The sequence below is a fragment of the Streptomyces sp. NPDC001220 genome (genome assembly GCF_053597895.1).
Map to the genome: position 1 here is coordinate 20,962 of NZ_JBSFJE010000018.1, position 23,476 is coordinate 44,437.

The window sequence follows — 23,476 nt, forward strand, 5'->3', positions numbered from 1 at the left end:
CCGCTCCTTCGCGTCAGGGCCCCCGACCTCGTCTCCACGCTACCCGGGGGGCGGGCCGCGGCAAGTTCAGGGCGCCGCGGGCCGGGACCCGACCGGGCCCGCGGCGGCGAGCGAGCGTACGGCGTCGGCCAGCATCCCGGCCGCCCGGTCCACGTCCGCAGGTGTCGTCCAGCGGCCCGGCGACAGCCGTACGGCGGCCAGCGCCCGGGTGTCGTCCAGGCCCATCGCGCGCAGTACCGGCGACGGTGAGCACGATCTCCCGCGGCTCGGCTCCGACGAGCGCGGCGATCTGCCGTCGGGCCCGGGCCGGCGCGGTGCGCGGCGCCCGCGCGTAGGCGTGTGCGCTGGACGGGTTGCCGAAGCCGGCGGCCAGGAAGGGCAGCATCGCCTTCACCACCCCGGGGTCGACGGGGGTGGTGGCGTTGTGGTCCAGGTGGATCGGAGCGTCCTCCTGGCCCGGGGGCTCCGGCATGTACGTCATGTTCCGTGCGCATTCGTTCGTTCGCGGACGGAGCCGGGTTCACGGAGCCGGGTTCAGGGAGCCGGGTTCTGGGTGCGGGTGCGGGTGCGGGTGCGACTGTGACTCGGCTACGGCTGTGACGCCTGTGGGTGTCACATGAAGTTGCGGGTGTGCAGTGCGGACAGGGCCGCCGCCTCGTCGTCGGGGAACCCCAGGCGGGCCAGACGGTGTCGGCGTCCTTCGTCCATCTCCTTCCGCAGTCGCTGCACCGCCTGCCAGCCGCGGGCGATGTCCCGCGGCGCCCAGGAGCCCGCGGCGAGCAGCACGAGGGAGTCGAAGACGTCCTCGTTGAGTCCCGCGGTGCCGGTCAGGGCGTCGTGCCGCCGCTCCACCGCGGCACGGAGCCGGCCGTGCAGCAGCGGGTCGACCGTGGCCCGGTGTTCCAGATGCCCGACCCCGAACGCCACGTGCCGGGCCTCGTCCTGGCTGACCAGACGGCTGATGCGGCGGGTGACCGGGTCCGGGGCGTGCCGCTCCAGGAAGGACAGGAGGTTGAGGAAGCTGCCCTCCCCGAGCACGGACAGCAGGAAGGACGCGATGGAGAAGTCCGGTTCGGTCAGCAGGGACGCCCGGCCGCCCACCGAGGAGGTGCCCATCTCGCCGCCGCGCAACAGCGCCCGCCGGGTGAAGACCTCCACGTGCCTGGCCTCGTCGGCCGCCTGTACCGCGAGCAGCTGGAGCACCTCACGGAAGTGCGGATGGACCTGGACCAGCAGTCGTCCCGGCACCACCAGGGCGGCCTGCTCGTTCTCCACCAGGTAGGTCATCACCTGGACGACGGCGGTCTCGATCTCGTCGGGCAGGGTGAAGCCCTCGTCCCACTCCACCGCGCGGTAGGGGTCCCACTGCGAGGTGACCGCCTGCCGGTACAGACGGGGTGCGAGATCGGTCCACGCGACGTCCCTGTCGACGACGGCGAAGGGCACGTCCGGGCCGCCCGCCTCCACCAGCGCTCCGCGCGCGGCCAGGCCCCAGTGCAGGGGCGCCCGGTCCGCGATCCCCCCGGCGGACACGCCACCTGCGCGTTCCGCCCCGTGCAGGCGGGCGCCCGCGACGGGCCCCGCCCGCACCCGCGCGACCACCGGTGCTTCCTGCCGGTCCGCTGCCTCCAGCTCGTGTCCCTCATGGCGGCACCAGACGGCCAGATGCGGCAGGAGCGCCGGGTCCGTCCCGAGCACGTCGACCCGTGTTCCGGGCGGCGCCTGCCGCAGGGCGCGGCTCAGCAGCAGCCGCGCGCCCTGCTCGAAGCCAAGCGGGCCGAGGTCGGCCGAGACCGCGCCGGAGACTGTCACGGCCGGTAGCCGACAGCGGTGATCCGGCCGTGCGCGTCGTAGAAGCCGGTGGCGTCGACGGCCGCGGTCAACTGGCCGAAGCCGGTCTCCCGGCCGGGCAGCCACCGGGTGAGCCCTTCCAGGTCCAGGAGTCGGCGAACCTCGGGATCGCTGTACGCCATGGAGAGCAGCAGCGCCGAGAACCGGTCGCCGCGCTCCTTGTCCAGGGACGGTCCGGCAGCCAGTACGCAGTGGTCGTAGGGCTCGGTGCGCGACAGCAGCCGGGTACCGCCGGGCGGCAGGGTGCCCTCCTGCCCGAACAGCAGATGGCTGGCGTCGATCATGCAGGCGGCGTCCGCCTCCCCCGCCACCAGTGCGCGGGCCGCGTCCCGTTCGCCGCCGATGTGGTCGCCGTGCAGGCCCACCCCGGTGTCATGGCGGCGTACCTCGAAGTCGGTGCCCGCGACCAGGCCGAGATCGGCCAGGTGGTGCAGGGGGATCAGGGTCGACTGGGGCGAGTCGACCGCGCCGACGGCGACCGTCCGGCCTTTCAGATCGGCCGTCGAGCGGATCTCGCCGTCCGTCCTCACCACCACCACGGAGGTCAGGTCGCGGTCGGTGTCCCGCATCACGAGCGGCGTCACCTCCGTGCCCGCCGCGGCGGCCAGCCGGCGGGTGCGCAGCCAGGCCAGCGGCGAGTGCCAGGCCGCGTCGATCCGCCCGTCGACCAGGTCCTGTGCCTGCCGCTCGTAGTGGGCGTAGAGCACGAAGTCGAAGGGCAGCCCCTGCGCGAGGAGCCAGGACCGGAAGCCGGACCAGATGGTCACGACCTTCGGATCGTAGGCGACGGCGCCGAGGACCAGCTCCCGCATCAGGCCTCCTCGAAGAGCGGCAGGCCCAGTTCCACGCGGCCACAGAAGTCGTGCAGCGCCTCGGTGGTGGGTGCCATCACACGGGCCGCGAGGGCGTCCCGGAACCGTCGCTCCACGCCCGTCTCACGCCGGAAGGCGGCGCCGCCGCACAGGCGCATCGCGCCGTCCGCCACCTCGGCGGCGGTCTCCGCGGCGAGGGCCTTGATCTGCAGGACCCGCAGCGTCGCCTCGGGTCGTCCGGTCTCCGTGGCGGTGAGCGTCTCCTCCAGCAGCGCGCGCAGCGCGTCGGCGCGCAGACGCAGCCCCGCGAACTGGTTGCGGGTCATCGGCTGCTGGGCCAGCGTCTGGTCCAGGTGCGCCAGGCGGGTGTTGCGAAGGTGCGCGGCGGTGAGGCCGAGCAGCGCTTCGGTCACGCCGAGCGAGAAGGCCGCGCTCAGCACGAGGAAGCACGGCAGCACCACTTCGAGAGCGGTGCTCAGCCCCTCCCCGTCGGCGGCCAGCAGCGCGGACCGGGGCACGGCGACGGCCTTCGCCGACACGGGGCTGGACGCGTTGCCGCGCAGGCCGAACCCGTCGTAGTCGCCGTGTACTTCGAGTCCGGCGCTGCCTGCGGGCACCAGCCACAGGGACATCGGACCGTCCGCCCGCAGCGGCCTGCTGGACCAGACGTAGCTGTCGGCCTCGCCGGCCGAGGTGACCCAGGACTTCTGCGCGTCCAGGCGCACCGCGTCGGCGCCCTGGGGCTCGGCGGTGCTCACCGGGGCCCAGAAGTGGCTGCGGGAGCCGCGCTCGGAGAACGCGAGGGTGGTCAGATGGCGGCCGGCGGCGATCTCGCGCCGGACGTCCTCGGGGGCGTGCCGGTCGAGGACGGTGACGGCCGAGTAGTGCATGAGCAGCACCATGGCCGTCGACCCGCACGCACCCGCGAGCCGTTCGATCACCTGGGCGGCCGCACGCAGGTCCGCGCCCGCTCCACCGTGCTCCCGCGCGCTGAGCAGCCCCAGCAGCCCGGCCTCGCCCAGCTCCCGGATCCCCTCCCGCGGGAAGCGGCCGGTCCGGTCCACCTCGTCGGCGAGCGGTCCGACGAGGTCGCGGATCAACGCGTCGAACGCGTCGGATCGGAGGTTCGGGGATTCGGTCATGATCGTCTGCACGATTTCGCACCTTGATGTGGAGTGGTTACTAAATGTCCAATTCCTCGGGCCAGTCAAGCATTCCGTCCGGTGCACGCGACGGAGCGCGCGCCGAGTGACCGACCGGAAACCGGCGCGATGCGACGACACGCACGCCGCCGAGCACGGGCGCGTGCCACCGCCCGCCCACGGGCGGCACCACCCCCGACGGGGTGTCCTACACCTACGAGGCGACCGACGCCTCCGTCGGTGACCTGGACGGCGCCGGCGTGGAGGTGGTTCGTGGAGCCGGTGACGGGGGTGGAGTTGACCTTCGTATCGGCGTGGTGGCCGTTGTCGGGGTCGGTGCCCGGCCAGCGCCAGCCGACCAGGTTGCCGGCGTCGGTGTGGACGCTGACCACACCCAGGTCGAGGGCCTCGACCTGCCGGGCCGTGGCCGCCTCGGCCGGTCCTGCGGAGAGGGCGGTCAGGCCGGCGCCGACCAGGGCGGCCGTGGTGGTGAGCGCTGCCAGGACGGCTGAGCCGTGTCTGCGATGCGGGTGCCGCACGGGACGTGCCTTCCGGGACACGGACGGGGTCCTCCGTCAGTCGGCGCCGTCCGTCCCGGAGTTGCCGTGTCTTTCGGTCAGTTCGGCGACCCTACGGGCGATGCGTCCACGCAGCTCGGGCGGGCCCAGGACCCCGATGTCCGCGCCGGGGCGCGGGAATTCGGCAGTGCGTGGCCCACCGACATGACTCAGTGCGCGCCGTGGCCCGGGGCGATGTCCTCCACTCTGCGGGCGAGTTCGAAGTCCAGGCCGGTGACGGCACCGCCCACGCTGTGGGTGTTCACGGTGAGGGTGACCGTGTGATAGCCGAGAGTCAGGTCGGAGTGGTGGTCGAGCTCGTCCTGGATCCGGGCGATGTGCACGACCAGTGCGGCGGCGGCGAAGTGCGAGTCGAGACGGTAGACGCGGGCGAGCCGGTCACCGTCCAGCGACCAGCCCGGCAGCTCGGCCAGCCGGTCCTCGATCTCCTGCTGCGCCAGCGGTTCGACGGCCATGGTGCGGCTTCCTTCCCTGAGATGCCCGGAGGCGTAAGTGGGTTCAGCCTGCCACGATCGGGCCTTCCGGGCGCGTACGCACGGCGGTGCGCGTCGCCTGGCGGCCGGCCCGGGCGTCCGCCCCCTCGACGCGGGCCGCCGACTCGGCCCGATGACCCACACACCGCCGACTCGGCCCAGTGCCCCACGCACCGCCGACTCGGCCCAGTGCCCGAGCCCACAACGGCCGCGAGCGCGCCACGGCCACGGTCGCCAGGGCCGTCCTCGACTACCGTCGTCCGTATGACCACCGTCGCGCCCGGCCCCGCCGCCTCCCCGCCCGCCCCCGACGGGAAGGGCGTCGGCCCGCTGCTGCGTGCCTGGCGGGAGCGGCGGCGGGTCAGCCAGCTGGAACTGGCACTGCGTGCCGAATCGAGCGCACGGCACATCAGCTTCGTCGAGACCGGCCGGTCGCGGCCCAGCGAGGAGATGGTGCTGCGGCTGGCCGAGCACCTGGACGTGCCGGTCCGGGAGCGCAACGCGCTGCTGCTGGCGGCCGGTTACGCCCCGCACTACCCGGAGACCCCGCTGGACGACCCGGCCCTGGACGCGCTGCGCGACGGCATGGAGCGGCTGATCCTGGGCTACGAGCCGTACCCGGCGCTGGTGGTGGACGCCACGTACACGGTGGTCGCCGCCAACCGGGGCATCGCGATGCTGCTGGAGGGCGTGCCGGAGTCGCTGCTCGCGCCCGCGCCGAACGCGATGCGGCTGACCCTGCACCCGGAGGGACTGGCACCGCGCATCCGCAATCTGCGCGAGTGGCGCGGGCATCTGCTGGAGCAGATGGAGCGGCAGATCGCGCTGCGCCGCTCGGACGCGCTGCGGGAGTTGTACGAGGAGGTCGCCGGATATCCGGCCCCGGCGGGCGTGGACGACTGCCAACCCGCCGAACCCGTCGCCTGGTTCGCGCTGCCGATGCGGATCGAGCACCAGGGGCGGGTGCTGTCGTTCGTGTCGTCGATCTCGACGTTCAACACACCGATGGACGTGACGGTCGCCGAACTGGCCATCGAGACGTTCCTGCCGGCGGATCCGGCGACGGCCAAGTACCTGCACTCGCTAACAAGTTGACGTAAGAGGTTGCCTCGACCAGGTGTGCGAGGCGGCATCGCGTGACACACTGCTCCCCGTACTTGTGCGCGTAGGGGAGGCGTGGCGTGAGTGAGCGGCGTGCTGCGCCCACCGTAGGTCAGGTCGTGCTCGGCAAGCGGTTGCAGGAACTGCGGGAGGCCTCGGGCCTCGGCCGGGACGAGGCGGCGCGGGTGTTGCGGGTGGCGCAGGCGACCGTGCGGCGGATGGAGATGGCCGAGGTCGCGCTGAAGATCCCGTACGTCCAGGTGCTGCTGGAGACGTACGGGGTGCCCGAGGGGGAGCACGCCGCGTTCGTGCGGCTGGCCGAGGAGGCCAACCAGCCGGGCTGGTGGCAGCGGTTCCACGACGTACTGCCGGACTGGTTCAGCCTGTACGTGAGCCTGGAGGGCGCGGCCCGGGTCGTCCGCTCCTACGAACCGCACTTCCTGCCCGGCCTGTTGCAGACCGAGGCCTATGCGCGGGCCGTGCTGGAGGCCGGGACGATAGGCCACAGCGACCCCGCGGCCGTGGAACGGCATGTGTCGCTGCGCCTGACCCGGCAGCGGCTGCTGGAGCAGGACGATCCGCCCCACCTGTGGGTGATCATGGACGAGACGGTGCTGCGGCGCCCGGTCAGCACCGACTGCGCGGTGATGCGCGAGCAGGTCGACAAGCTTCTCGCCTTCGTCGAACGGGACCGGATCACGCTCCAGATCGCCGAGTTCGCGAGCGGCCCGCACCCGGGGACGTACGCGCCGTTCACGCTGTTCCGGTTCGCCGAGCCCGAACTGCCCGACATGGTCTTCACCGAGTACCTGACCGGCGCCCTGTACCTGGACTCCCGGGACGAGGTCGGCGCCCATCTGGAGGTGCTGGACCACATGACGGCCCGGGCCGCCTCGGCGCAGCGGACCAAGGAACTGCTGCGGGAGTACCGTGACAACCTCTGAGGAGCAGGGACTGTGACCGCATCCGAGCCCGCACCCACCGCCGTCGACACCAGCCGGCCGCATCCGGCCCGGGTGTACGACTGGTGGCTGGGCGGCAAGGACAACTACCCGGTGGACGAGGAGCTCGCCCGGCGGATCCTCGCCGTGGACGGCACGGTGCTGCGCGGGGCGCGTGCCAACCGCCGGTTCATGCAGCGGGCCGTGCGCGCCGTCGCCGAGTCCGGGACCCGCCAGTTCCTGGACATCGGCACCGGCATCCCCACGGAGCCGAATCTGCACCAGGTGGCCCAGGGCGTCGCACCGGAGTCGAGGGTGGTGTACGCGGACAACGACCCGATCGTGCTGCGGCACGCTGAGGCCCTGCTGCGCGGCACGCCCGAGGGCAGCACCGCGTACGTCCACGCCGACGTCCGCGACCCCGGCGGCCTGCTGGCCCACGCCGCCGAGACCCTGGACTTCGCGGAGCCGGTCGCCCTGTCGCTGGTGGCCCTCACCCACTACCTCGACGACGACCCGGACGGCGACGACGTCCACGGCCTGCTGAAGACGTACGTCGACGCACTCGCCCCGGGCAGCCATCTGATCCTGTCCCAGGTCACCCCGGATCTCAGCCCCGAGGCCGTCGAGCGGGCGGCCGACCACTTCCGGCGCAGCGGGACACCGTTCCATCCGCGTCCGCTGGCCGGCTTCCACCGCTTCTTCGACGGCCTGGAACTGCTCGGTCCCGGAGTGATCCCGGTCTCCGGCTGGCGCCCGGACCCGGAGGACGTGGCCCTCCAGCAGGAGGGCATCGTGCCGGTGTACGGAGCCGTCGCCCGCAAGGCCTGAGCCGTTCGGGTGTCCCGGCCGGCGACACGTCCGGATGTCCTGGACAGGTGACCCCGTACGGCTCGGCCGGGTGACCCGTTCGGATCGTCTGGACAGGTGCGTTCCCCTGCCCGCCCCTAGCGTCGAAGCGAAGGGTGAGCAAGGGAGCGCAGGTGACCGACACGCAGACACCTCCCAGGGAGCCCGGTGCGGCGCTGCTCGGTGCCGCCCGGTTCTTCCGCCCCGGCACGCCCGCGCCCGATCTGCGCAGCGTGGCCCTGACCGGCGGCCGCGAGGCGGACGCCTTCTACCGGGACCGCTGGAGCCACGACAAGGTGGTGCGCTCCACGCACGGCGGGAACCGCACCGGCTCCTGCCGCTGGAAGGTGTACGTCAAGGACGGGATCATCACCTGGGAGACCCAGGAGACGGACTACCCGTCGGTCGGCCCCGACCGCCCCGAGTACGAGCCCCGCGGCTGCCCGCACGGCGCCGCGTTCTCCTGGTACACCTACTCGCCGACCCGGGTGCGGTATCCGTACGTCCGGGGCGTGCTGCTGGAGATGTACCGGGAGGCGAAGAGCCGGCTGCGGGACCCGGTGGCCGCCTGGGCGGACATCCAGAACGACCCGGAGCGGCGCCGCCGTTATCAGCGTGCGCGCGGCAAGGGCGGTCTGGTGCGGGCCACTTGGGACGAGGCGGTGGAGATCGTCGCCGCCGCCCAGGTGCACACCATCGCGGCCTACGGCCCGGACCGGATCGCCGGCTTCTCCCCGGTCCCGGCGATGTCGATGGTGTCCCATGCGGCCGGCGCCCGCTACCACTCCCTCATCGGCGCCCCGATGCTGTCCTTCTACGACTGGTACGCCGACCTCCCGGTGGCCTCGCCGCAGGTCTTCGGCGACCAGACGGACGTGCCGGAGTCGGGCGACTGGTGGGACGCGGCCTATCTGATGATGTGGGGCTCGAACGTCCCGGTGACCCGCACCCCGGACGCCCACCGGATGGCGGAGGCCCGGTACCGGGGCCAGAAGGTGGTGGTGGTCGCCCCGGACCACGCGGACAACGCCAAGTTCGCCGACGAGTGGCTGCACCCGCACCCGGGTACGGACGGCGCTCTGGCCCTCGCGATGGGCCATGTCGTCCTGAAGGAGTTCTTCGTCGACCGGGAGACCCCGTTCTTCACCGACTACGTACGGAAGTTCACCGACCTGCCCTTCCTGGTCACGCTCACCGAACGGGACGGCGCGTACGTGCCCGGCAAGTTCCTGCGCGCCACCGACCTCGGGCAGCGGGGCGAGGGCGCCGAGTGGAAGACGGTCGTCCTGGACGCGGCGTCCGGCCGCGCGGTCGTCCCGAACGGCTCCCTGGGCTTTCGCTGGACCGACACCGGCAAGGGTCGCTGGAACCTCGAACTCGGTGACATCGAACCGCGGTTGAGCCTGTACGGCACTGAGGTCGCGAGCCCGGTCGAGGTGCTGCTCCCGCGCTTCGACACGGACGGCGGCGAGCACGGGCAGGGCCGCGGGGAGGTGCTGCGGCGAGGGGTCCCGGCGACCCGCCTGGGCGGCGCGGACGGCCCGCTCGTGACAACGGTGTTCGACCTGCTGGTGGCGCAGTACGGCGTGTGGCGGCACGGCCTGCCGGGCGCGTGGCCCGCGAGCTACGAGGACGCGGGTACCCCGGGCACCCCCGCCTGGCAGGAGCGGCACACCTCGGTCCCGGCCGCCAAGTGCATCAGGATCGCCCGGGAGTTCGCGCGGACCGCGGAGCGCTCCAAGGGCCGCTGCATGATCCTGATGGGCGCGGGCACCAACCACTGGTTCCACTCCGAGACCATCTACCGCACCTTCCTGGCCCTGCTCCAGCTCACCGGCTGCCAGGGCCGCAACGGCGGCGGCTGGGCGCACTACGTCGGCCAGGGGAAGTGCCGCCCGGTCACCGGCTGGGCCACGCTGGCCTCCGCCGGCGACTGGTCCCGGCCGCCGCGCCAGATGATCGGCACGGCCTACTGGTTCCTCAACACCGACCAGTGGCGCTACGACCGTTTCGGCGCCGACGTGCTGGCCTCGCCCCTCGGCGAGGGCAGGTTCGCCGGGATGACCGGCGCGGACTGCCTGGCGCTGTCGGCCCGCGCCGGCTGGATGCCGTCGTACCCGACCTTCGACCGCAACCCCCTCGAACTGGGCGGTGTGTTCGGCGACCCGGTGGCCAAGGCGGTGGCGGAACTCCGCGCGGGCACCCTGAAGTTCGCCTGCGAGAACCCGGACGCGCCGGAGAACTGGCCGCGGGTTCTCACCCTTTGGCGGGCGAACCTGCTGGGCTCGTCGGCGAAGGGCGCCGAGTACTTCACCAAGCACCTGCTGGGCACGCACTCCTCGCTGCGCGCCGAGGAGGCGGCCCCGGGCGAGCGGCCCCGTGACGTGACCTGGCGGGCGGAGGCCCCCGAGGGCAAGCTGGACCTGCTGCTCTCGCTGGACTTCCGGCACACCGCCTCCACCCTGCTGTCGGACGTCGTGCTGCCGGCCGCCACCTGGTACGAGAAGCACGACCTGTCGTCCACCGACATGCACCCCTACGTGCACTCGTTCACCCCGGCCGTGAACCCGCCCTGTCAGGCGCGCACCGACTTCGACACCTTCAAGGCACTGGCGGAGCGGCTGAGCGAGCTGGCCGTGGGCCGTCTCGGGGTACGCAGGGACCTGGTGGCCGCGCCGCTCCAGCACGACACCCCGGGCGAGACTGCCCAGCCGGGCGGGGTGGTGCGGGACTGGAAGCGCGGGGAGTGCGAGCCGGTGCCCGGGCAGACCATGCCGAACCTGGTCGTGGTCGAACGGGACTACACGGCGATCGGCGGAAAATTCGCGGCACTCGGCCCCCTGGTGGAGCAACTGGGCCTGCCCGCCAAGGGCATCGCCCTCAGGCCGGACCAGGAGGTGGAACAGCTGCGGAGGTCGAACGGCACCGGCTACCAGGGCCGCCCCTCCCTCGACACCGCGGTCAAGGCGGCGAACACCATACTGGCACTGTCCGGCACCACCAACGGCCGTCTCGCCACCCAGGGTTTCCGCACCCTGGAGCAGCGCACCGGGCAGGAGATGGCCCACCTGGCCGCCGAGCACGAGGGCAGGCGGGTCACCTACGCCGACACCCAGGCGGCGCCGGTCCCGGTGATCACCTCTCCGGAGTGGTCGGGCAGCGAGTCCGGCGGCCGCCGCTACACCGCGTTCACCCTCAACACCGAGCATCTCAAGCCGTGGCACACGCTCACCGGCCGCCAGCACTTCTTCCTCGACCACGACTGGATCCACGAACTGGGCGAGGCGCTCCCGGTCTACCGGCCGCCGCTGGACATGAACCGGCTCTTCGGCGAGCCGCGCCTCGGCCCGGACGGGCGGCGTGAGGTGACGGTCCGTCACCTCACGCCGCACGACATGTGGTCGATCAACTCCGAGTACCAGGACAACCTGTTCATGCTCGCGCTCTCCCGGGGCGGCGAGAACATCTGGATGTCCCCGCAGGACGCGGAGGCGATCGGGGTGCAGGACAACGAGTGGATCGAGGCGGTCGACCGCGACGGCGTGGTCGCGGCCCGTGCGCTGGTCTCGCAGCGGATGCCGCCCGGCAGGGTCTACACACACCACGTGCAGGAGCGCACGGTGGCCGTCCCGAGGGCGGAGACCACCGGCAGGCGCGGTGGCACCCACAACTCGCTCACCCGGCTGATCCTCAAGCCGTCCCATCTGATCGGCGGTTACGCGCAGCTCTCGTGGGCCTTCAACTACCTGGGCCCGACGGGCAACCAGCGCGACGAGGTGACGGTGATCCGGCGCCGCGGCCAGGAGGTCGAATACTGATGCGTCCCATGGCCCAGATCGCGATGGTCATGAACCTCGACAAGTGCATCGGCTGCCACACCTGTTCGGTCACCTGCAAGCAGGCGTGGACCAACCGGCGGGGCATGGAGTACGTCTGGTTCAACAACGTCGAGACCCGGCCCGGCCAGGGCTATCCACGCCGTTACGAGGACCAGGAGACCTGGCGCGGCGGCTGGGAGCTGAACCGGCGGGGCGCGCTGAAGCTCAAGGCGGGCGGCCGGCTGCACAAGCTCGCCGGGATCTTCGCCAACCCCAGGCTCCCGGAGATCAAGGACTACTACGAGCCCTGGACGTACGACTACCAGAACCTCACCGACGCCCCGCTCGGTGACGACTACCCGGTCGCCCGTCCGGTCTCCCAGCTCGACGGCAAGCCGATGAAGATCGAGTGGTCGTCGGACCGGGACGACGACCTGGCCGGCGCCCCCGCCCACGGCGACCTGGACCCGATGGTCGAGCGCATCCGCCGACAGGCCTCCGACAAGGTCAGGTTCGAGTTCGAGCAGGCGTTCATGTTCTACCTGCCGCGCATCTGCGAGCACTGCCTCAACCCGTCCTGCGTGGCCTCCTGCCCGTCCGGCGCGATGTACAAGCGGGTCGAGGACGGCATCGTGCTCGTCGACCAGGACCGGTGCCGGGGCTGGCGGACGTGCGTGACCGGATGCCCGTACAAGAAGGTCTACTTCAACCACGCCACCGGCAAGGCCGAGAAGTGCACCCTGTGCCGTCCGCGCCTGGAGGCGGGGCAGCCCACGGTCTGCTCGGAGACCTGCGTGGGCCGGCTGCGCTATCTCGGGTTGATCCTCTACGACGCCGACCGGGTGACCGCGGCGGCCGAGACCAAGGACGAGAAGGCCTTGTACGAGGCCCAGCTGGGCGTCTTCCTCGATCCGGAGGATCCGGCGGTGCGGCGGGCCTGCGAGGAGGCGGGCATCCCGTACGACTGGCTGGAGGCGGCCCGCCGCTCCCCCGTGTACCGGCTGATCCACACCTACCGGGTGGCGCTGCCCCTGCATCCGGAGTACCGCACCATGCCGATGGTCTGGTACATCCCGCCCCTGTCCCCCGTCGTGGACGCGCTGTCCGAGACGGGCCACGACGGCGAGGACGCCCGGAACCTCTTCGCCGCCATCGACACCCTGCGCATCCCCCTCGCCTACCTGGCCGAGCTGTTCGCGGCGGGCGACACCGCACCGGTACGGGCGTCCCTGGAGAAGCTGGCCGCCATGCGCTCCCACATGCGGGCGCTCAACCTCGGCGAGGAGCCGGACGCGGCAATCGCCACCGCGGTGGGGATGACCGCGGCGGAGATCGAGACGATGTACCGGCTGCTGGCGATCGCCAAGTACGAGGACCGGTATGTGATCCCGACCGCGGCGGTCGGCGACGCCCGCCGGCTGGAGGAGTCCGCGCTCCCTGAAGGGTGCAGCCTCGACTACGACGGCGGCCCCGGCATGGGCGGCGACGGGCCCCTCGGCCAGGACTCGGGCCGGAAACTGCTCCCCCTGGTGTCGGTGGAGAACTTCCACCTGCTGCGCAGACGGCAGACCGCCGACACCCCGGACGAGGCGAAGGAGACCTGATGTCCACGGACGCGGTGTTCTACCAGGCGGCGGCGCTCTGCCTCACCTACCCGGACGACGACTTCGTCGCCCGGCTGCCGCTGCTGCGCGAAGCAGCCCCGCAACTGCGGGAGTTCACCGACCACGCCGCGGTGACCCCGCCGCAGGAACTGGCCGCGCACTATGTGCAGGTCTTCGACTTCAAGAACCGGCACAGCCTCTATCTCAGTTGGTGGCACGACGGCGACACCCGCCGCCGGGGCATGTCCCTGGTCCGCTTCAAGGAGGTCTACCAGGCGTACGGCATGGAGTTCACCGGCGAGGAGCTGCCGGACTTCCTGCCCGCCGTCCTGGAGTTCACGGCGCGCACCGGCAACACCGACCTGCTCACCGAACACCGTGACTGTCTGGAGCAACTCCGGCGCAGACTCACCGACTTCGGCACGCCGTACGCGTGCGTGCTGGACGCGGTCTGTGCGGCCCTGCCGACCGCACGCACCGGGGCGCGCCCGTGAGCGTCCTCCTGTGGGGCGCTTTGCCCTACGTCGCGTGCGCGCTGCTCGTCGCGCTGGGCCCCCGCCCGGACCGCCGAGGCCGGGAGACCACCCGCCGCTGACCCCCAGCCCCTTCCACCTCTCTCTCCGCCGCGGCGGCGATCAGCCACGACGGCGGAGTACGGCGGTGCCTCACCCAGCCGAACCCCTCTCGTCGTCCACGATCTCCGCGTCCACCACACCCTCTTCGTCGGCTTCCGGCGCCCTCTGCTGTTCGGCCGAACCGTCGGAGGCACCCGCGTACATGGCCTGCCCCATGCGCTGGCTGACGGTCGCCAGGTTCTCGACGCCCTGGCGCAGCTCCGTGGTGTCGGCCTCACGGTCCAGCAGGGTCCTGAGTTCGGTGATCGCCGACTCCACCTCGGTCTTCGTGTCGGGCGGCACGCGGTCCTCGTTCTCGCGTATGAACTTCTCGGTCTGGTAGACGAGCTGCTCGGCCTGGTTGCGGGTCTCGGCGGCCTCGCGGCGTCTGCGGTCCTCCTCGGCGTACTGCTCGGCCTCCCGCATCATGCGGTCGATGTCGTCCTTGGGGAGGGCGGAGCCGCCGGTCACGGTCATCTTCTGCTCGCGGCCGGTCGCCAGGTCCTTCGCCGAGACGTGCATGATCCCGTTCGCGTCGATGTCGAAGGCGACCTCGATCTGCGGGACGCCACGCGGTGCCGGCGGCAGCCCGGTGAGGTCGAAGACGCCGAGCTTCTTGTTGTAGGCCGCGATCTCCCGTTCGCCCTGGTAGACCTGGATGCCCACCGAGGGCTGGTTGTCGGCGGCGGTCGTGAAGATCTCCGAACGCCGGGTCGGGATCGTGGTGTTGCGCTCGATCAGCTTCGTCATGATGCCGCCCTTGGTCTCGATGCCCAGGGACAGCGGGGTGACGTCCAGCAGCAGGACGTCCTTGACGTCGCCGCGGATGACGCCCGCCTGGAGGGCGGCGCCGACCGCCACCACCTCGTCCGGGTTGACGCCCTTGTGCGGGTCCTTGCCGGTGAGTTCCTTGACCAGGTCGGTGACGGCGGGCATCCGGGTCGAGCCGCCGACCAGGATCACGTGGTCGATAGCGGACAGCTCCACGCCCGCGTCCTTGACGGCCTGGTGGAACGGCTTCTTGCAGCGGTCCAGCAGGTCCGCGGTCAGCTCCTGGAACTGGGCCCGCGTCAGCTTCTCCTCCAGATGCAGCGGGCCCTCGGCGGAGGCCGTGATGTACGGCAGGTTGACCGAGGTCTCCGTGGACGAGGAAAGCTCGATCTTCGCCTTCTCGGCGCCCTCGCGCAGCCGTTGCAGCGCCATCTTGTCGTTGCCGAGATCGATGCCGTACTGCCCCTTGAAGCGTGTGACCAGGTGCTCGACGACCCGCTGGTCCCAGTCGTCGCCGCCGAGGCGGGTGTCGCCGTTGGTGGCCTTGACCTCGATCACGCCGTCGCCGATCTCAAGGAGGGAGACGTCGAAAGTTCCGCCCCCGAGGTCGAAGACGAGGACCGTCTGCTCCTCGCCCCGGTCGAGGCCGTAGGCGAGGGCTGCGGCGGTCGGCTCGTTGATGATCCGCAGCACCTTCAGGCCGGCGATCTCCCCGGCCTCCTTGGTGGCCTGCCGCTGCGAGTCGTCGAAGTACGCGGGTACGGTGATCACCGCGTCGGTGACGTCCTCGCCGAGGTAGGCCTCGGTGTCCCGCTTGAGCTTCTGCAGCACCCGCGCCGACAGCTCCTGGGCCCGGTACCGCGTGCCGTCCACGTTGCCGCTCTCCGGGAACCGCCAGGCGCCGTCGCCCATGTGCCGCTTCACCGAGCGCGCGGTGCGGTCCACGTTGGTCACCGCCTGCCGCTTGGCGACCTCGCCGACCAGCACGTCCCCGTTCTTCGCGAAGGCCACCACCGACGGGGTGGTGCGCGCCCCCTCGGCGTTGGCGACGACGGTGGGCTCACCGCCCTCCAGGACGGCCACCACCGAGTTCGTCGTACCGAGGTCGATCCCTACCGCGCGTGCCATGTCCGTCCCCTTCCGCCCGGCCGCGTCCCCGACTCCAGCACAAAACTTGAGCGGTCCGTTGTCAATGCCGGGGACCCCGTGAACGACGATGCCGCGCCCCGTGACGGGGGCGCGGCATCCGAAGGGGTACGACGGTCAGGCGAGCTTCGCGTCCAGGGTGATGGTGGTGCCGGCCAGGGCCTGGCTGACCGGGCAGTTCTTCTTGGCGTCCTCGGCGGCGGCGGCGAAGCCGGCCTCGTCCAGGCCGGGCACCGTGCCCTCGACGGTCAGGTGGATCCCGGTGATGCCCTCACCCGGCTGGAACTTGACGTCGGCGGTGGTCACCAGCCTGGTGGGCGGGGTACCGGCCCCGGCCAGGGCGTGCGAGAGGGCCATGGAGAAGCAGCTGGAGTGGGCGCCGGCGATCAGCTCCTCCGGGCTGGTCTTGCCGTTCGCCTCCTGGGAGCGCGAGGCCCACGTGACCGGCTGCTGGCCGATACCGGAGGAGTCGAAGGTGATGACACCGTTGCCCTCGAGGAGGTTGCCTTCCCAAACGGTGTGTGCGGTGCGCGTGGTGGCCACGGTTGTTCCTTTCGGCTACGAAGGCGAATGAACCGGTTTCGCTGCCCCCATCCGATCACATCCGGGCTCACCGCACGCGGAAGACCGGCCCACGGGGAGTGAACGGCAGGCGACGGCCGTCAGGGACGAGGTAGGCGTGCTCGCGCCGCACCCGCAGCACGTCGCACCAGCCGTCGGTGATCACCAGGACCGGTGCGGTCGGCGGGAAGTCGTCCGCGCGCTGCAACAGGTCGATCCCGGGCTGGAGGACGGTACCGCCGCGGCCGTGCACCCGGACCCGCCCGGCGATCTCGGTCGTCGGAAGGTACCCGGCGTCGTGCGGGGCGGCGTCGCAGAACACCACACGGGCCGCCGGTACGTCCCGGGCCTCGGCGTAGGAGGCGATCGCGCCGAGGGCCTTGCCGAGCAGGGTGCGGTCCATGGAGCCGGAGGTGTCCAGGACCACGCCGAAGGTGCAGCGGGCCACCTCCTCGGGCGGGAAGTACCGGCCGGCGCGCGGGATGTCCGGGGTGGACGACTGCCGGCGGGAGGGCCGGGCGTACGACCGTACGGCTTCCGGCCGGGGCACGAACTCGTCGAACCACCGGGCCAGTTGAGCGTCCCAGGGCAGCGGCGGATGGCTGAGGGCGCGGATCTCCTCGACCAGGCCGCCGGGCAGGAACCCGCGGTCCTGCGTATGGTGCAGATCGAGTCCCTGGCCGAGGCCCCGGCGGTAGAACTCGTCGAGGTCGACACAGGCGCCGGGCGGCCCGAGCGGCGCGCCGAGCACATCGCCGCGCCCCTTGCCGCGCAGGGTGGCCAGACGCCGCATCCGGCGCAGGTCGACGGCGATCCGGTCGTACACCTCCTCCGCCGACAGATCCTTCAACTCCGGGTCGTGCAGCAGCCCTTCGGGCATGGTGCCGACACGCATCTCGACCAGCCAGCCGTTGATGACGTAGTCGCAGGCGACGTTGAAGAGGTAGGGGTCGCGGCCGCCGAGACGGTCGCCGTGGCGCAGCGCGGCGTGCAGCATCTCGTGGGCGAGGACGAACCGCCACTCCTCCCCGTCCAGGGTGCGCAGTGGGTTCACGTAGATCTCGCCGGCCTCGGGGTTGACGGCGGCGATCGCGATGTCGTGGGCGCGGGCCAGCTCGGCGTCGGCGACCAGCTTGATGCCGGCCGCGATCCCGCCGAGCAGCGGATAGGAGGAGACGAACCAGCTCAGCGCCTGTTCCCAGGGGCGCAGCGGGGTCGGCGGCCCGGTCATGGAGGTGCGGCGGCCGCCGGCCAGGTCCATCGCCCGGGACATGGTCCGGGTCAGCGCGTGCGCGAACGCGACCTGCCAGTCGGGGACTTGGCCGGCCCACCGGTCCCAGGAGAGGAGCAGCTGGTCGGGTTCGCCGCCGCTGGTGCCGCCGCGCTCGTAGGCGGCCGGGACGCTGCCGACACGGCGCCAGCCGGCGGCGAGCCGGTCCTCGTCGCCCTCCGGATAGGACGCGGGCAGGTGGTCCGGTGCCTCGCCGACCGGGAAGGTCGCCAGGAAACGGTTGACGACGGTACAGCGGGCGGCGAGGTCGTAGCGGTCGGGCTGGGTGCGCTGCCCGCTGGCGGCCGGCAGGTGGCCGAAGCCGAGATGGATCGTGCAGTGGGCCAACGCCCAGGCCCACTCGGCAGGTTCGGCGCGCCGGGTGGCGTGGGCGTGCAGGACTCCGTCGGAGTCGGCCCGTACCAGCCCCTCGTGGGGCGCCAGTTCGCACTTCTCGTGACGGCAGAGGGTGAACTCGACCGCCCGCAAAGCCGGGTTGGCGCGCAGCAGCTCGACCCCGGCCGCGAAGTTCTCCGCGGCCGGGTCCTTCTTCTCCGCCTTCTTCTGGTCCTTACGGCCGCTGGGGCTCATCGTCGGGCCTCCACCAGCCGGGGCATGTCCCGGGCGGCCTCGATCAGGAACCAGGAGGGCAGCACGGGGTTCCCGTCGGCGTCGGACGCGATGACGGTCTGGGCGACCTCGACGGAGATCTCGGCGAGCTGCACGAGCAGCGACTTGGCGCGGTACGCGGTCTGCCGGCCGTTCGCCGACATGTGCTCCTTGGCGGCGGGCAGCTCCTTGACCAGCCGCCCCCGGAACGACTCGGCGAGGTAGTACAGCAGGTCGCGGTCCTCGATCCGGTGCGGCCAGCCGGCGTCGCCCCTGAGGATCGCCTCGATCCCGAAGCGGCTGCGCACGATCTTGACGTATCCGCTGAAGGCGGTGGCGTGGGCCGGGGTGAGCGTGCCGTGGGCGAGGACCTTCAGGGTCTCCTCGTCGAGGTCGCGCCCGAAGGAGTGCAGGGCGTCGGAGAGCATGTGCCAGGAGCGCGGGGTGGAGAACGGCTCCTCGGTCTTCGGCGGCTTGGACCACAGGTGGTCGGGCCGGTCGGTGAGGTGGTCCAGGATCCACGGGTGGATGCCGTTGCCCGCGGCCCAGGCGAGCCAGTCGTGGGCCGAGGCCTCCAGGTGGACGTGGGCCAGCCGGTTGACGAGCGCGGAGGCGATGGGCCGGGCGAGGGCGTTGTCGGTGGCCCGGTTGCCGGCACCGATGACGATCGACCCCTTGGGCAGTTCGTAGCTGCCGATCCGGCGGTCGAGGATCAGCGAGTAGAACGCCTTCTGCACATCCGGGGTGGCCGCGTTCAGCTCGTCGAGGAAGAGACAGTACGGCTCGTCCCGGGCGATCACCTCGGGCGGGCAGAACACCGACCGTCCGTCACGGATCTGCGGGACGCCGATCAGGTCCTCGGGCGCGAGCTGCGTACCGAGCAGACTCACACACTCCAGCCCCAGCGACTCGGCGAACGCCCGCACCAGCGAGGACTTCCCGATCCCGGGCGCCCCCCAGATGAACACGGGCCGCACGGTGGCGAGGCCGAGCAGAAGCTCGGGGAGACGGGAGGGGGTAACGGCAACGGCAGCCTGCAAGAAGCGGCTCCTTGGGGGATGCTCGAGAGGTTTTGCGACTCGAACAGTGTGAGCCGGGGCCGAAAGGAACGCAGCCGATTTTCCGCCGGACGACTTGAGGCGCCCTTCAAGGGGCGCGGGGCTGTGTCAATTTGCGGCTCCGCCGCGCGGGCGCGACCAGCCCCCACCGCCCCGCAGCCGCCCCCCTCCTCGGCCCACCCCCTACGCGGCCGTCTCCTCGCCGGCAGGCACCGGCACCTGCGGCCCGTCCGCCTCCCGAAGCCACCGCCGCAGCACCCCGTGCACCGCCTCGGCCCCCACCAGCGTCTCCCCCTCCGCCACCGGCGCCGAGACGCAGACCGGCGACAACAGGAACGGCCTGCCCTGCGCGCCCCCCAGCCCCCCGTGCGACCCGATCTGCTCCTCGAACGCCAGGACGTCGCCGCCCTCCGGGTCGTACGACGAGTTCACCATGATGTCGGCGGTGTGCGGAAACGAGTGCGTGCGCCGGACGGCGTCCGCCGCGCCCGCCCCGAAAGCGGCCAGCGGTCCCGGCTGCCCGTCGAGCCGGTCCAGCGGTATCTCCGCCCCGTACGCCCCGAGCAGCACCCCGCCGTGCTCCTCGCTGCGCACCAGCAGGAACCCGATGCCGGGGTGGTTGGCGAGGGTGGTGAGCAGCGCCGGGTACCGGGCGTCGATCTCCTCCTTGGTCATGCGGTGCGGCACGTCCGGGAAGGAGACCAGGCCGAGGTTGCCGGAGGCGAGCACGACCGGTTCCGAGTGCCGGGTGGGCCGGTGCTTCTCGCCGCCCTCCTCGACCGGCCTGCGCAGGGCCGCGCGGACGGCGGCCCGGGCCTCGGTGCCGCTGTGCGTGCGCTCGGCCCGGCGCGGCACGTGCAGCCCGCAGCCGGCCCGGACCAGGTCGCCGAGGGTGAGGCCGTACCGGGAGCGGAAGGTCTCGCCGGGGCTCTGCCCGTGGTCGGAGAGGACCACGATCCGGTACTCCCGTGGAGCGTGCTCGGCGACCTTCCCGATCAGCGCCAGGGCCCGGTCCAGGCGTTGCAGCACCTTCTCGGCGTCGCGGCTGTGCGGTCCCGAGTGGTGGGCGACCTCGTCGTAGGCGACGAGGTCGGCGTAGACGGCGGTGCGGCCGGCGAGCAGGTCGCCCATGACGGCGGCCACGACGACGTCCCGTTCGACGACGGTGGCGAAGGCGCGCACGAAGGGATAGAGGCCGCCGCGCCCCACGCGGGGCCGCTGCCTGCGCATCCGGGCCGCCGTCGACTGGCCGATCTCGCGGCCGACCTCGGCGAAGAAGGAGAGCGCGGTGCGGACGGCGTTGGCCGGGTCGGAGAAGTAGGCGAAGTAACCGGCGCGGGAACGGTTCTCCCGGCCTCGGCGCCGGGTGGCTATGGACAGCACGAGGGCCTGTTCGTCGGCGCCGCCGCTGAAGAGGTTGCCGCGGCTGGCGCCGTCCAGGGTCAGCAGTCCCCCGTCGGCGGTGCGCTCGACGGCCCGGCGCTGGAGTTCGGCGGCGCTGGTCGGCCGGTTGCAGACCATCACCTCCCGGCTGTCCTTCTCGTACCAGCGGAAGGCCGGGACGTCGAAGGCGGAGCCGTGCAGGATGCCGAGCTGACTGGCGCCGGTCTGGCTGGACCAGTCGGTGCGCCAGGGGGTGAGCCGGTGGGTGTCGTCCAGCCAGGCCGCGACCGTCGGCATCAGCCCCTTGGCGACGGCGGCGGTCAGGACGTCGTGGCCGACGCCGTCGAGTTGGAGGAAGACGGTGCCGGGGGTGGCCGGGCAGGGCGGCCGGGAACCGCGGCGGCGGGTGGCGAGGCGGGAGAGCCGGCTCCGGTAGGCGTCGTCGTCACGGACGGCGAGGGCACCGCCGGTGGCGGAGGCGACGGCGGACATCACGGCGGCGACGATCACGGCGGTCTCCGGGGCGGCCTCGCTCTGTCCCGAGGGGTTGATGCGCAGGGCGACGAGGAGGAGGGAGCCGTTGAGGAAGAAGACCAGCAGGCCGAGGACGAGGGCGGGCACCAGCAGCAGCAGTCGTACCAGGAGGGGCCACACGACGGCCGACAGCACACCGAAGGCACCGGCGCCGAGGGCCGCGGTCACCGCGATACGGGTGGCGCTGTCACCGTCGGCGGACTGGAGCTGGAAGTCGGGCAGGATCCCGGCGAGGACCAGCATGGTCGCGGTGGACACCGCCCACACCACGACGCTCCGCCCGATCTGACCGACGAACCGCCGCCACCGCACGCCCCACCGACCTCACGTCCGCGACCCGCGTCCGCCGCGGGTCTGCTGCCGCCAACACTGTCACACGGCCGTGGACGCGAGCGGGCTCACCTCCCGTCGTACCCCGCCGTCGGCATCGACAGCCTCCGGTGGACCCGTGCCTTCATCTGGGCGTCGTAGCAGGGCTCGGCCCGCCCCACCGTCTCCACCCGCACCCCGCGTCTCGCGCACTCCGCCGTGAAGTCCTCGACCGACGACAGCGCGCTCTCCAGTACCCGTCTGCTCGGCGCGACGAAGACGTCGAGGCCGGGTCGGACACCCGCCCACAGGGCGCTGTGGTCGTGACGCAGCCCGCGGACCAGGAGTTCCCGGGCGATGACGTATCCGTGCTCCACGGCCCAGCGCGCGCACATCGCGTGCTGGCTGCGGGAGTCGACCAGGAAGGGGTCGATCTCCAGTTCCTCCAGGGGCGTCAGACTCGCGATGGCGGTCACCCGCACCGGCGCGAGCCCGCCGTAGGCACCCCGTACCTGTCCCATGGCGTCCCCCCTCACCTCCGGGTTTCGCCGCCGACCCTACTCCTGCACGTAGGCTTCGGGGAGTCGCACGAAGGAGGCAAAGAGGTGCCGGTGGAGATCACCTGGTGGGGTCACGCCACCTGCACGATCGAGGATTCGGGCGTACGACTGCTCACCGATACTCTGTTCGCGCGCCGGCTCGCGCACCTGCGCCGCCGGCGGGGTGCCCCGCCGCCGCCCGAGGCCCGTCGTGCGGACCTCGCGCTCGTCTCCCACCTGCACGCCGACCATCTGCACGTCCCCTCGCTGGCCGGGCTCACCCCGGGCACGCGCCTGCTTGTGCCCCGGGGCGCACCACGCGCGGTACCCGCGCTCCGCCGGCTCCGGCAGCTGCCGATCACCGAGGTCGGCGTCGGCGACGAGATACCCGTCGGCCCGCTGGTCGTCCGCGTCGTGCCCGCACGCCACGACGGGCGCCGGCTGCCGGTCGGCCCGCACCGCTCCCCCGCTCTCGGATATGTCGTCGAGGGCGCGGCCCGCACGTACTTCGCCGGGGACACCGGGCTGTTCGACGAGATGGCCGAGGCGGTCGGGCCGGTGGACGTGGCCCTGCTGCCGGTCGGCGGCTGGGGGCCCCACCTCGGGGAAGGGCATCTCGACGCCGGGCGGGCGGCACGGGCGCTGGCCGAGCTGGCACCGCGCAGCGCGGTGCCGGTGCACTACGGGACGTACTGGCCGATCGGTATGGACGGGGTGCGGCCGCACGAGTTCCACGCGCCCGGCGACGAGTTCGTGCGCCTCGCCGCGGAGTACGCGCCGCAGGTCGCCGTGCACAAGCTCGGTCACGGGGAGAGCGTGCGGCTGGAGGTCGCGCGGTGAGAGTGCTGCTGGTGATGGCGGCCGCCGGCGCGACGGCGGCCACCTCGTCGACCTCGTCGACCGAGTCCACGCAGCAGGCGATCGGCTATCCGACGCTGTTTCTGCTGGTGCTGGTCGGGGCGTTGGTGCCGGTGGTGCCGACGGGGGCACTGGTGAGTTCGGCGGCGGTGGTGGCCTTCCACCAGACGGCGCCGTTCGCGTTGGGGCTGGTGCTGGTGACGGCGTCGCTGGCCGCCTTCCTGGGGGACGCGGCGCTGTACTGGCTGGGGCGGCGCGGGATGGGGTCGAAGAACGGGTCGCGGTGGCTGGCGGCGATCCGCGCGCGGGCGCCGGAGGACCGGCTGGAGCAGGCGCAGGAGAAGCTGGCCGAGCACGGGGTGCTGGTGCTGGTGCTGTCGCGCCTGGTGCCGGCGGGGCGGATACCGGTGATGCTGGCCTGTCTGCTGGCCAAGTGGCCGTTGCGCCGGTTCGCCCGGGGGAACGCGCCGGCCTGCGTGGCCTGGGCCGCGACCTATCAGTTGATCGGGATCCTGGGCGGGTCGTTGTTTCCGGAGCCGTGGGAGGGGGTTGTCCTGGCGGTCGCGCTGACCGTGGTGATCAGCGCGATGCCGGGTGTGGTGCGGCGAGTTCGGGGTGGTGCGGTGCGCGGCTGACTGCGGGTGCGTGGGGGCTG

At 72.3% G+C, this 23,476-nt stretch carries 19 protein-coding genes and 2 pseudogenes; 8 read left to right on the plus strand and 13 right to left on the minus strand.

Annotated features, from left to right (window positions below):
• Nucleotides 1–66: 66 nt before the first annotated feature.
• The 7 genes and pseudogenes from ACWDGI_RS35180 to ACWDGI_RS35210 form a co-directional block, all read right to left on the minus strand.
• Complete coding sequence (locus tag ACWDGI_RS35180) at nt 67–225, minus strand: hypothetical protein (protein WP_450766467.1); 159 nt, start codon at nt 223–225, stop codon at nt 67–69.
• A gap of 67 nt (nt 226–292) precedes the next feature.
• Nucleotides 293–481: pseudogene (locus tag ACWDGI_RS35185) on the minus strand (cysteine desulfurase NifS); the annotation flags it as partial.
• 131 nt (nt 482–612) lie between these two features.
• Nucleotides 613–1,812: a ferritin-like domain-containing protein gene (locus ACWDGI_RS35190; RefSeq protein ID WP_450766113.1), complete on the minus strand. Its 1,200-nt coding sequence runs from the start codon at nt 1,810–1,812 to the stop codon at nt 613–615.
• Nucleotides 1,809–2,663 carry a phosphate/phosphite/phosphonate ABC transporter substrate-binding protein gene (locus tag ACWDGI_RS35195; protein WP_450766115.1) on the minus strand — a complete coding sequence of 285 codons (855 nt, stop codon included), beginning with the start codon at nt 2,661–2,663 and terminating at the stop codon, nt 1,809–1,811. Before ACWDGI_RS35195 ends, ACWDGI_RS35190 begins: the two co-directional genes overlap by 4 nt.
• Nucleotides 2,663–3,817, minus strand: coding sequence for an acyl-CoA dehydrogenase family protein (locus tag ACWDGI_RS35200; RefSeq protein WP_450766117.1), 1,155 nt, complete (start codon nt 3,815–3,817; stop codon nt 2,663–2,665). The genes ACWDGI_RS35195 and ACWDGI_RS35200 overlap by 1 nt, the downstream gene beginning before the upstream one ends.
• Nucleotides 3,818–4,017: 200 nt before the next feature.
• A pseudogene (locus tag ACWDGI_RS35205) lies at nt 4,018–4,344 on the minus strand (rhamnogalacturonan endolyase family protein); the annotation flags it as partial.
• 188 nt (nt 4,345–4,532) lie between these two features.
• On the minus strand, nt 4,533–4,838 hold the full coding sequence (locus tag ACWDGI_RS35210; protein WP_450766118.1) for a 4a-hydroxytetrahydrobiopterin dehydratase: 306 nt from the start codon (nt 4,836–4,838) through the stop codon (nt 4,533–4,535).
• 282 nt (nt 4,839–5,120) lie between these two features.
• Between ACWDGI_RS35210 and ACWDGI_RS35215 the strand changes: the two genes are divergently transcribed.
• The 6 genes from ACWDGI_RS35215 (at nt 5,121) to narJ (ending at nt 13,663) form a co-directional block, all read left to right on the plus strand.
• The gene (locus ACWDGI_RS35215) at nt 5,121–5,951 is read left to right on the plus strand and encodes a helix-turn-helix domain-containing protein (protein WP_450766120.1); all 831 of its coding nucleotides are present in this window, start codon (nt 5,121–5,123) and stop codon (nt 5,949–5,951) included.
• 86 nt (nt 5,952–6,037) lie between these two features.
• Nucleotides 6,038–6,901 (plus strand): helix-turn-helix domain-containing protein, encoded by an 864-nt coding sequence (locus ACWDGI_RS35220; protein ID WP_450766122.1) that lies wholly within the window; start codon nt 6,038–6,040, stop codon nt 6,899–6,901.
• A 12-nt stretch (nt 6,902–6,913) separates the two neighbouring features.
• Nucleotides 6,914–7,729 carry an SAM-dependent methyltransferase gene (locus ACWDGI_RS35225; RefSeq protein ID WP_450766124.1) on the plus strand — a complete coding sequence of 272 codons (816 nt, stop codon included), beginning with the start codon at nt 6,914–6,916 and terminating at the stop codon, nt 7,727–7,729.
• 152 nt (nt 7,730–7,881) lie between these two features.
• Nucleotides 7,882–11,565 (plus strand): nitrate reductase subunit alpha, encoded by a 3,684-nt coding sequence (locus tag ACWDGI_RS35230; RefSeq protein WP_450766126.1) that lies wholly within the window; start codon nt 7,882–7,884, stop codon nt 11,563–11,565.
• On the plus strand, nt 11,565–13,169 hold the full coding sequence (gene narH, locus ACWDGI_RS35235) for a nitrate reductase subunit beta (RefSeq protein ID WP_450766128.1): 1,605 nt from the start codon (nt 11,565–11,567) through the stop codon (nt 13,167–13,169). The genes ACWDGI_RS35230 and narH overlap by 1 nt, the downstream gene beginning before the upstream one ends.
• A complete protein-coding gene (narJ, locus tag ACWDGI_RS35240; protein ID WP_450766130.1) occupies nt 13,169–13,663 on the plus strand; it encodes a nitrate reductase molybdenum cofactor assembly chaperone in 495 nt (164 codons plus the stop codon). The genes narH and narJ overlap by 1 nt, the downstream gene beginning before the upstream one ends.
• A gap of 171 nt (nt 13,664–13,834) precedes the next feature.
• On the opposite strand, the gene dnaK is transcribed toward narJ, so the two are convergent.
• The 6 genes from dnaK to ACWDGI_RS35270 all read right to left on the minus strand — a co-directional run bounded on the left by dnaK (nt 13,835) and on the right by ACWDGI_RS35270 (nt 21,945).
• Entirely contained in the window at nt 13,835–15,682 is a 1,848-nt protein-coding gene (gene dnaK / locus ACWDGI_RS35245) for a molecular chaperone DnaK (protein ID WP_450766132.1), read from the minus strand.
• 135 nt (nt 15,683–15,817) lie between these two features.
• Complete coding sequence (locus tag ACWDGI_RS35250) at nt 15,818–16,243, minus strand: OsmC family peroxiredoxin (protein ID WP_362575352.1); 426 nt, start codon at nt 16,241–16,243, stop codon at nt 15,818–15,820.
• Nucleotides 16,244–16,310: 67 nt separating this feature from the next.
• Entirely contained in the window at nt 16,311–18,122 is a 1,812-nt protein-coding gene (locus tag ACWDGI_RS35255; protein WP_450766134.1) for a vWA domain-containing protein, read from the minus strand.
• Nucleotides 18,119–19,180 (minus strand): ATP-binding protein, encoded by a 1,062-nt coding sequence (locus ACWDGI_RS35260; protein WP_450766136.1) that lies wholly within the window; start codon nt 19,178–19,180, stop codon nt 18,119–18,121. The genes ACWDGI_RS35255 and ACWDGI_RS35260 overlap by 4 nt, the downstream gene beginning before the upstream one ends.
• A gap of 201 nt (nt 19,181–19,381) precedes the next feature.
• Nucleotides 19,382–21,382, minus strand: coding sequence for an alkaline phosphatase family protein (locus ACWDGI_RS35265; protein WP_450766455.1), 2,001 nt, complete (start codon nt 21,380–21,382; stop codon nt 19,382–19,384).
• A gap of 131 nt (nt 21,383–21,513) precedes the next feature.
• Nucleotides 21,514–21,945: a hypothetical protein gene (locus ACWDGI_RS35270; RefSeq protein ID WP_450766138.1), complete on the minus strand. Its 432-nt coding sequence runs from the start codon at nt 21,943–21,945 to the stop codon at nt 21,514–21,516.
• Nucleotides 21,946–22,029: 84 nt separating this feature from the next.
• Between ACWDGI_RS35270 and ACWDGI_RS35275 the strand changes: the two genes are divergently transcribed.
• Together ACWDGI_RS35275 and ACWDGI_RS35280 are read left to right on the plus strand one after the other, a co-directional pair.
• Nucleotides 22,030–22,803 (plus strand): MBL fold metallo-hydrolase, encoded by a 774-nt coding sequence (locus ACWDGI_RS35275; protein WP_450766140.1) that lies wholly within the window; start codon nt 22,030–22,032, stop codon nt 22,801–22,803.
• Between the two features lie 14 nt (nt 22,804–22,817).
• Entirely contained in the window at nt 22,818–23,456 is a 639-nt protein-coding gene (locus tag ACWDGI_RS35280; protein ID WP_450766457.1) for a DedA family protein, read from the plus strand.
• The last annotated feature ends 20 nt before the right edge of the window (nt 23,457–23,476 follow it).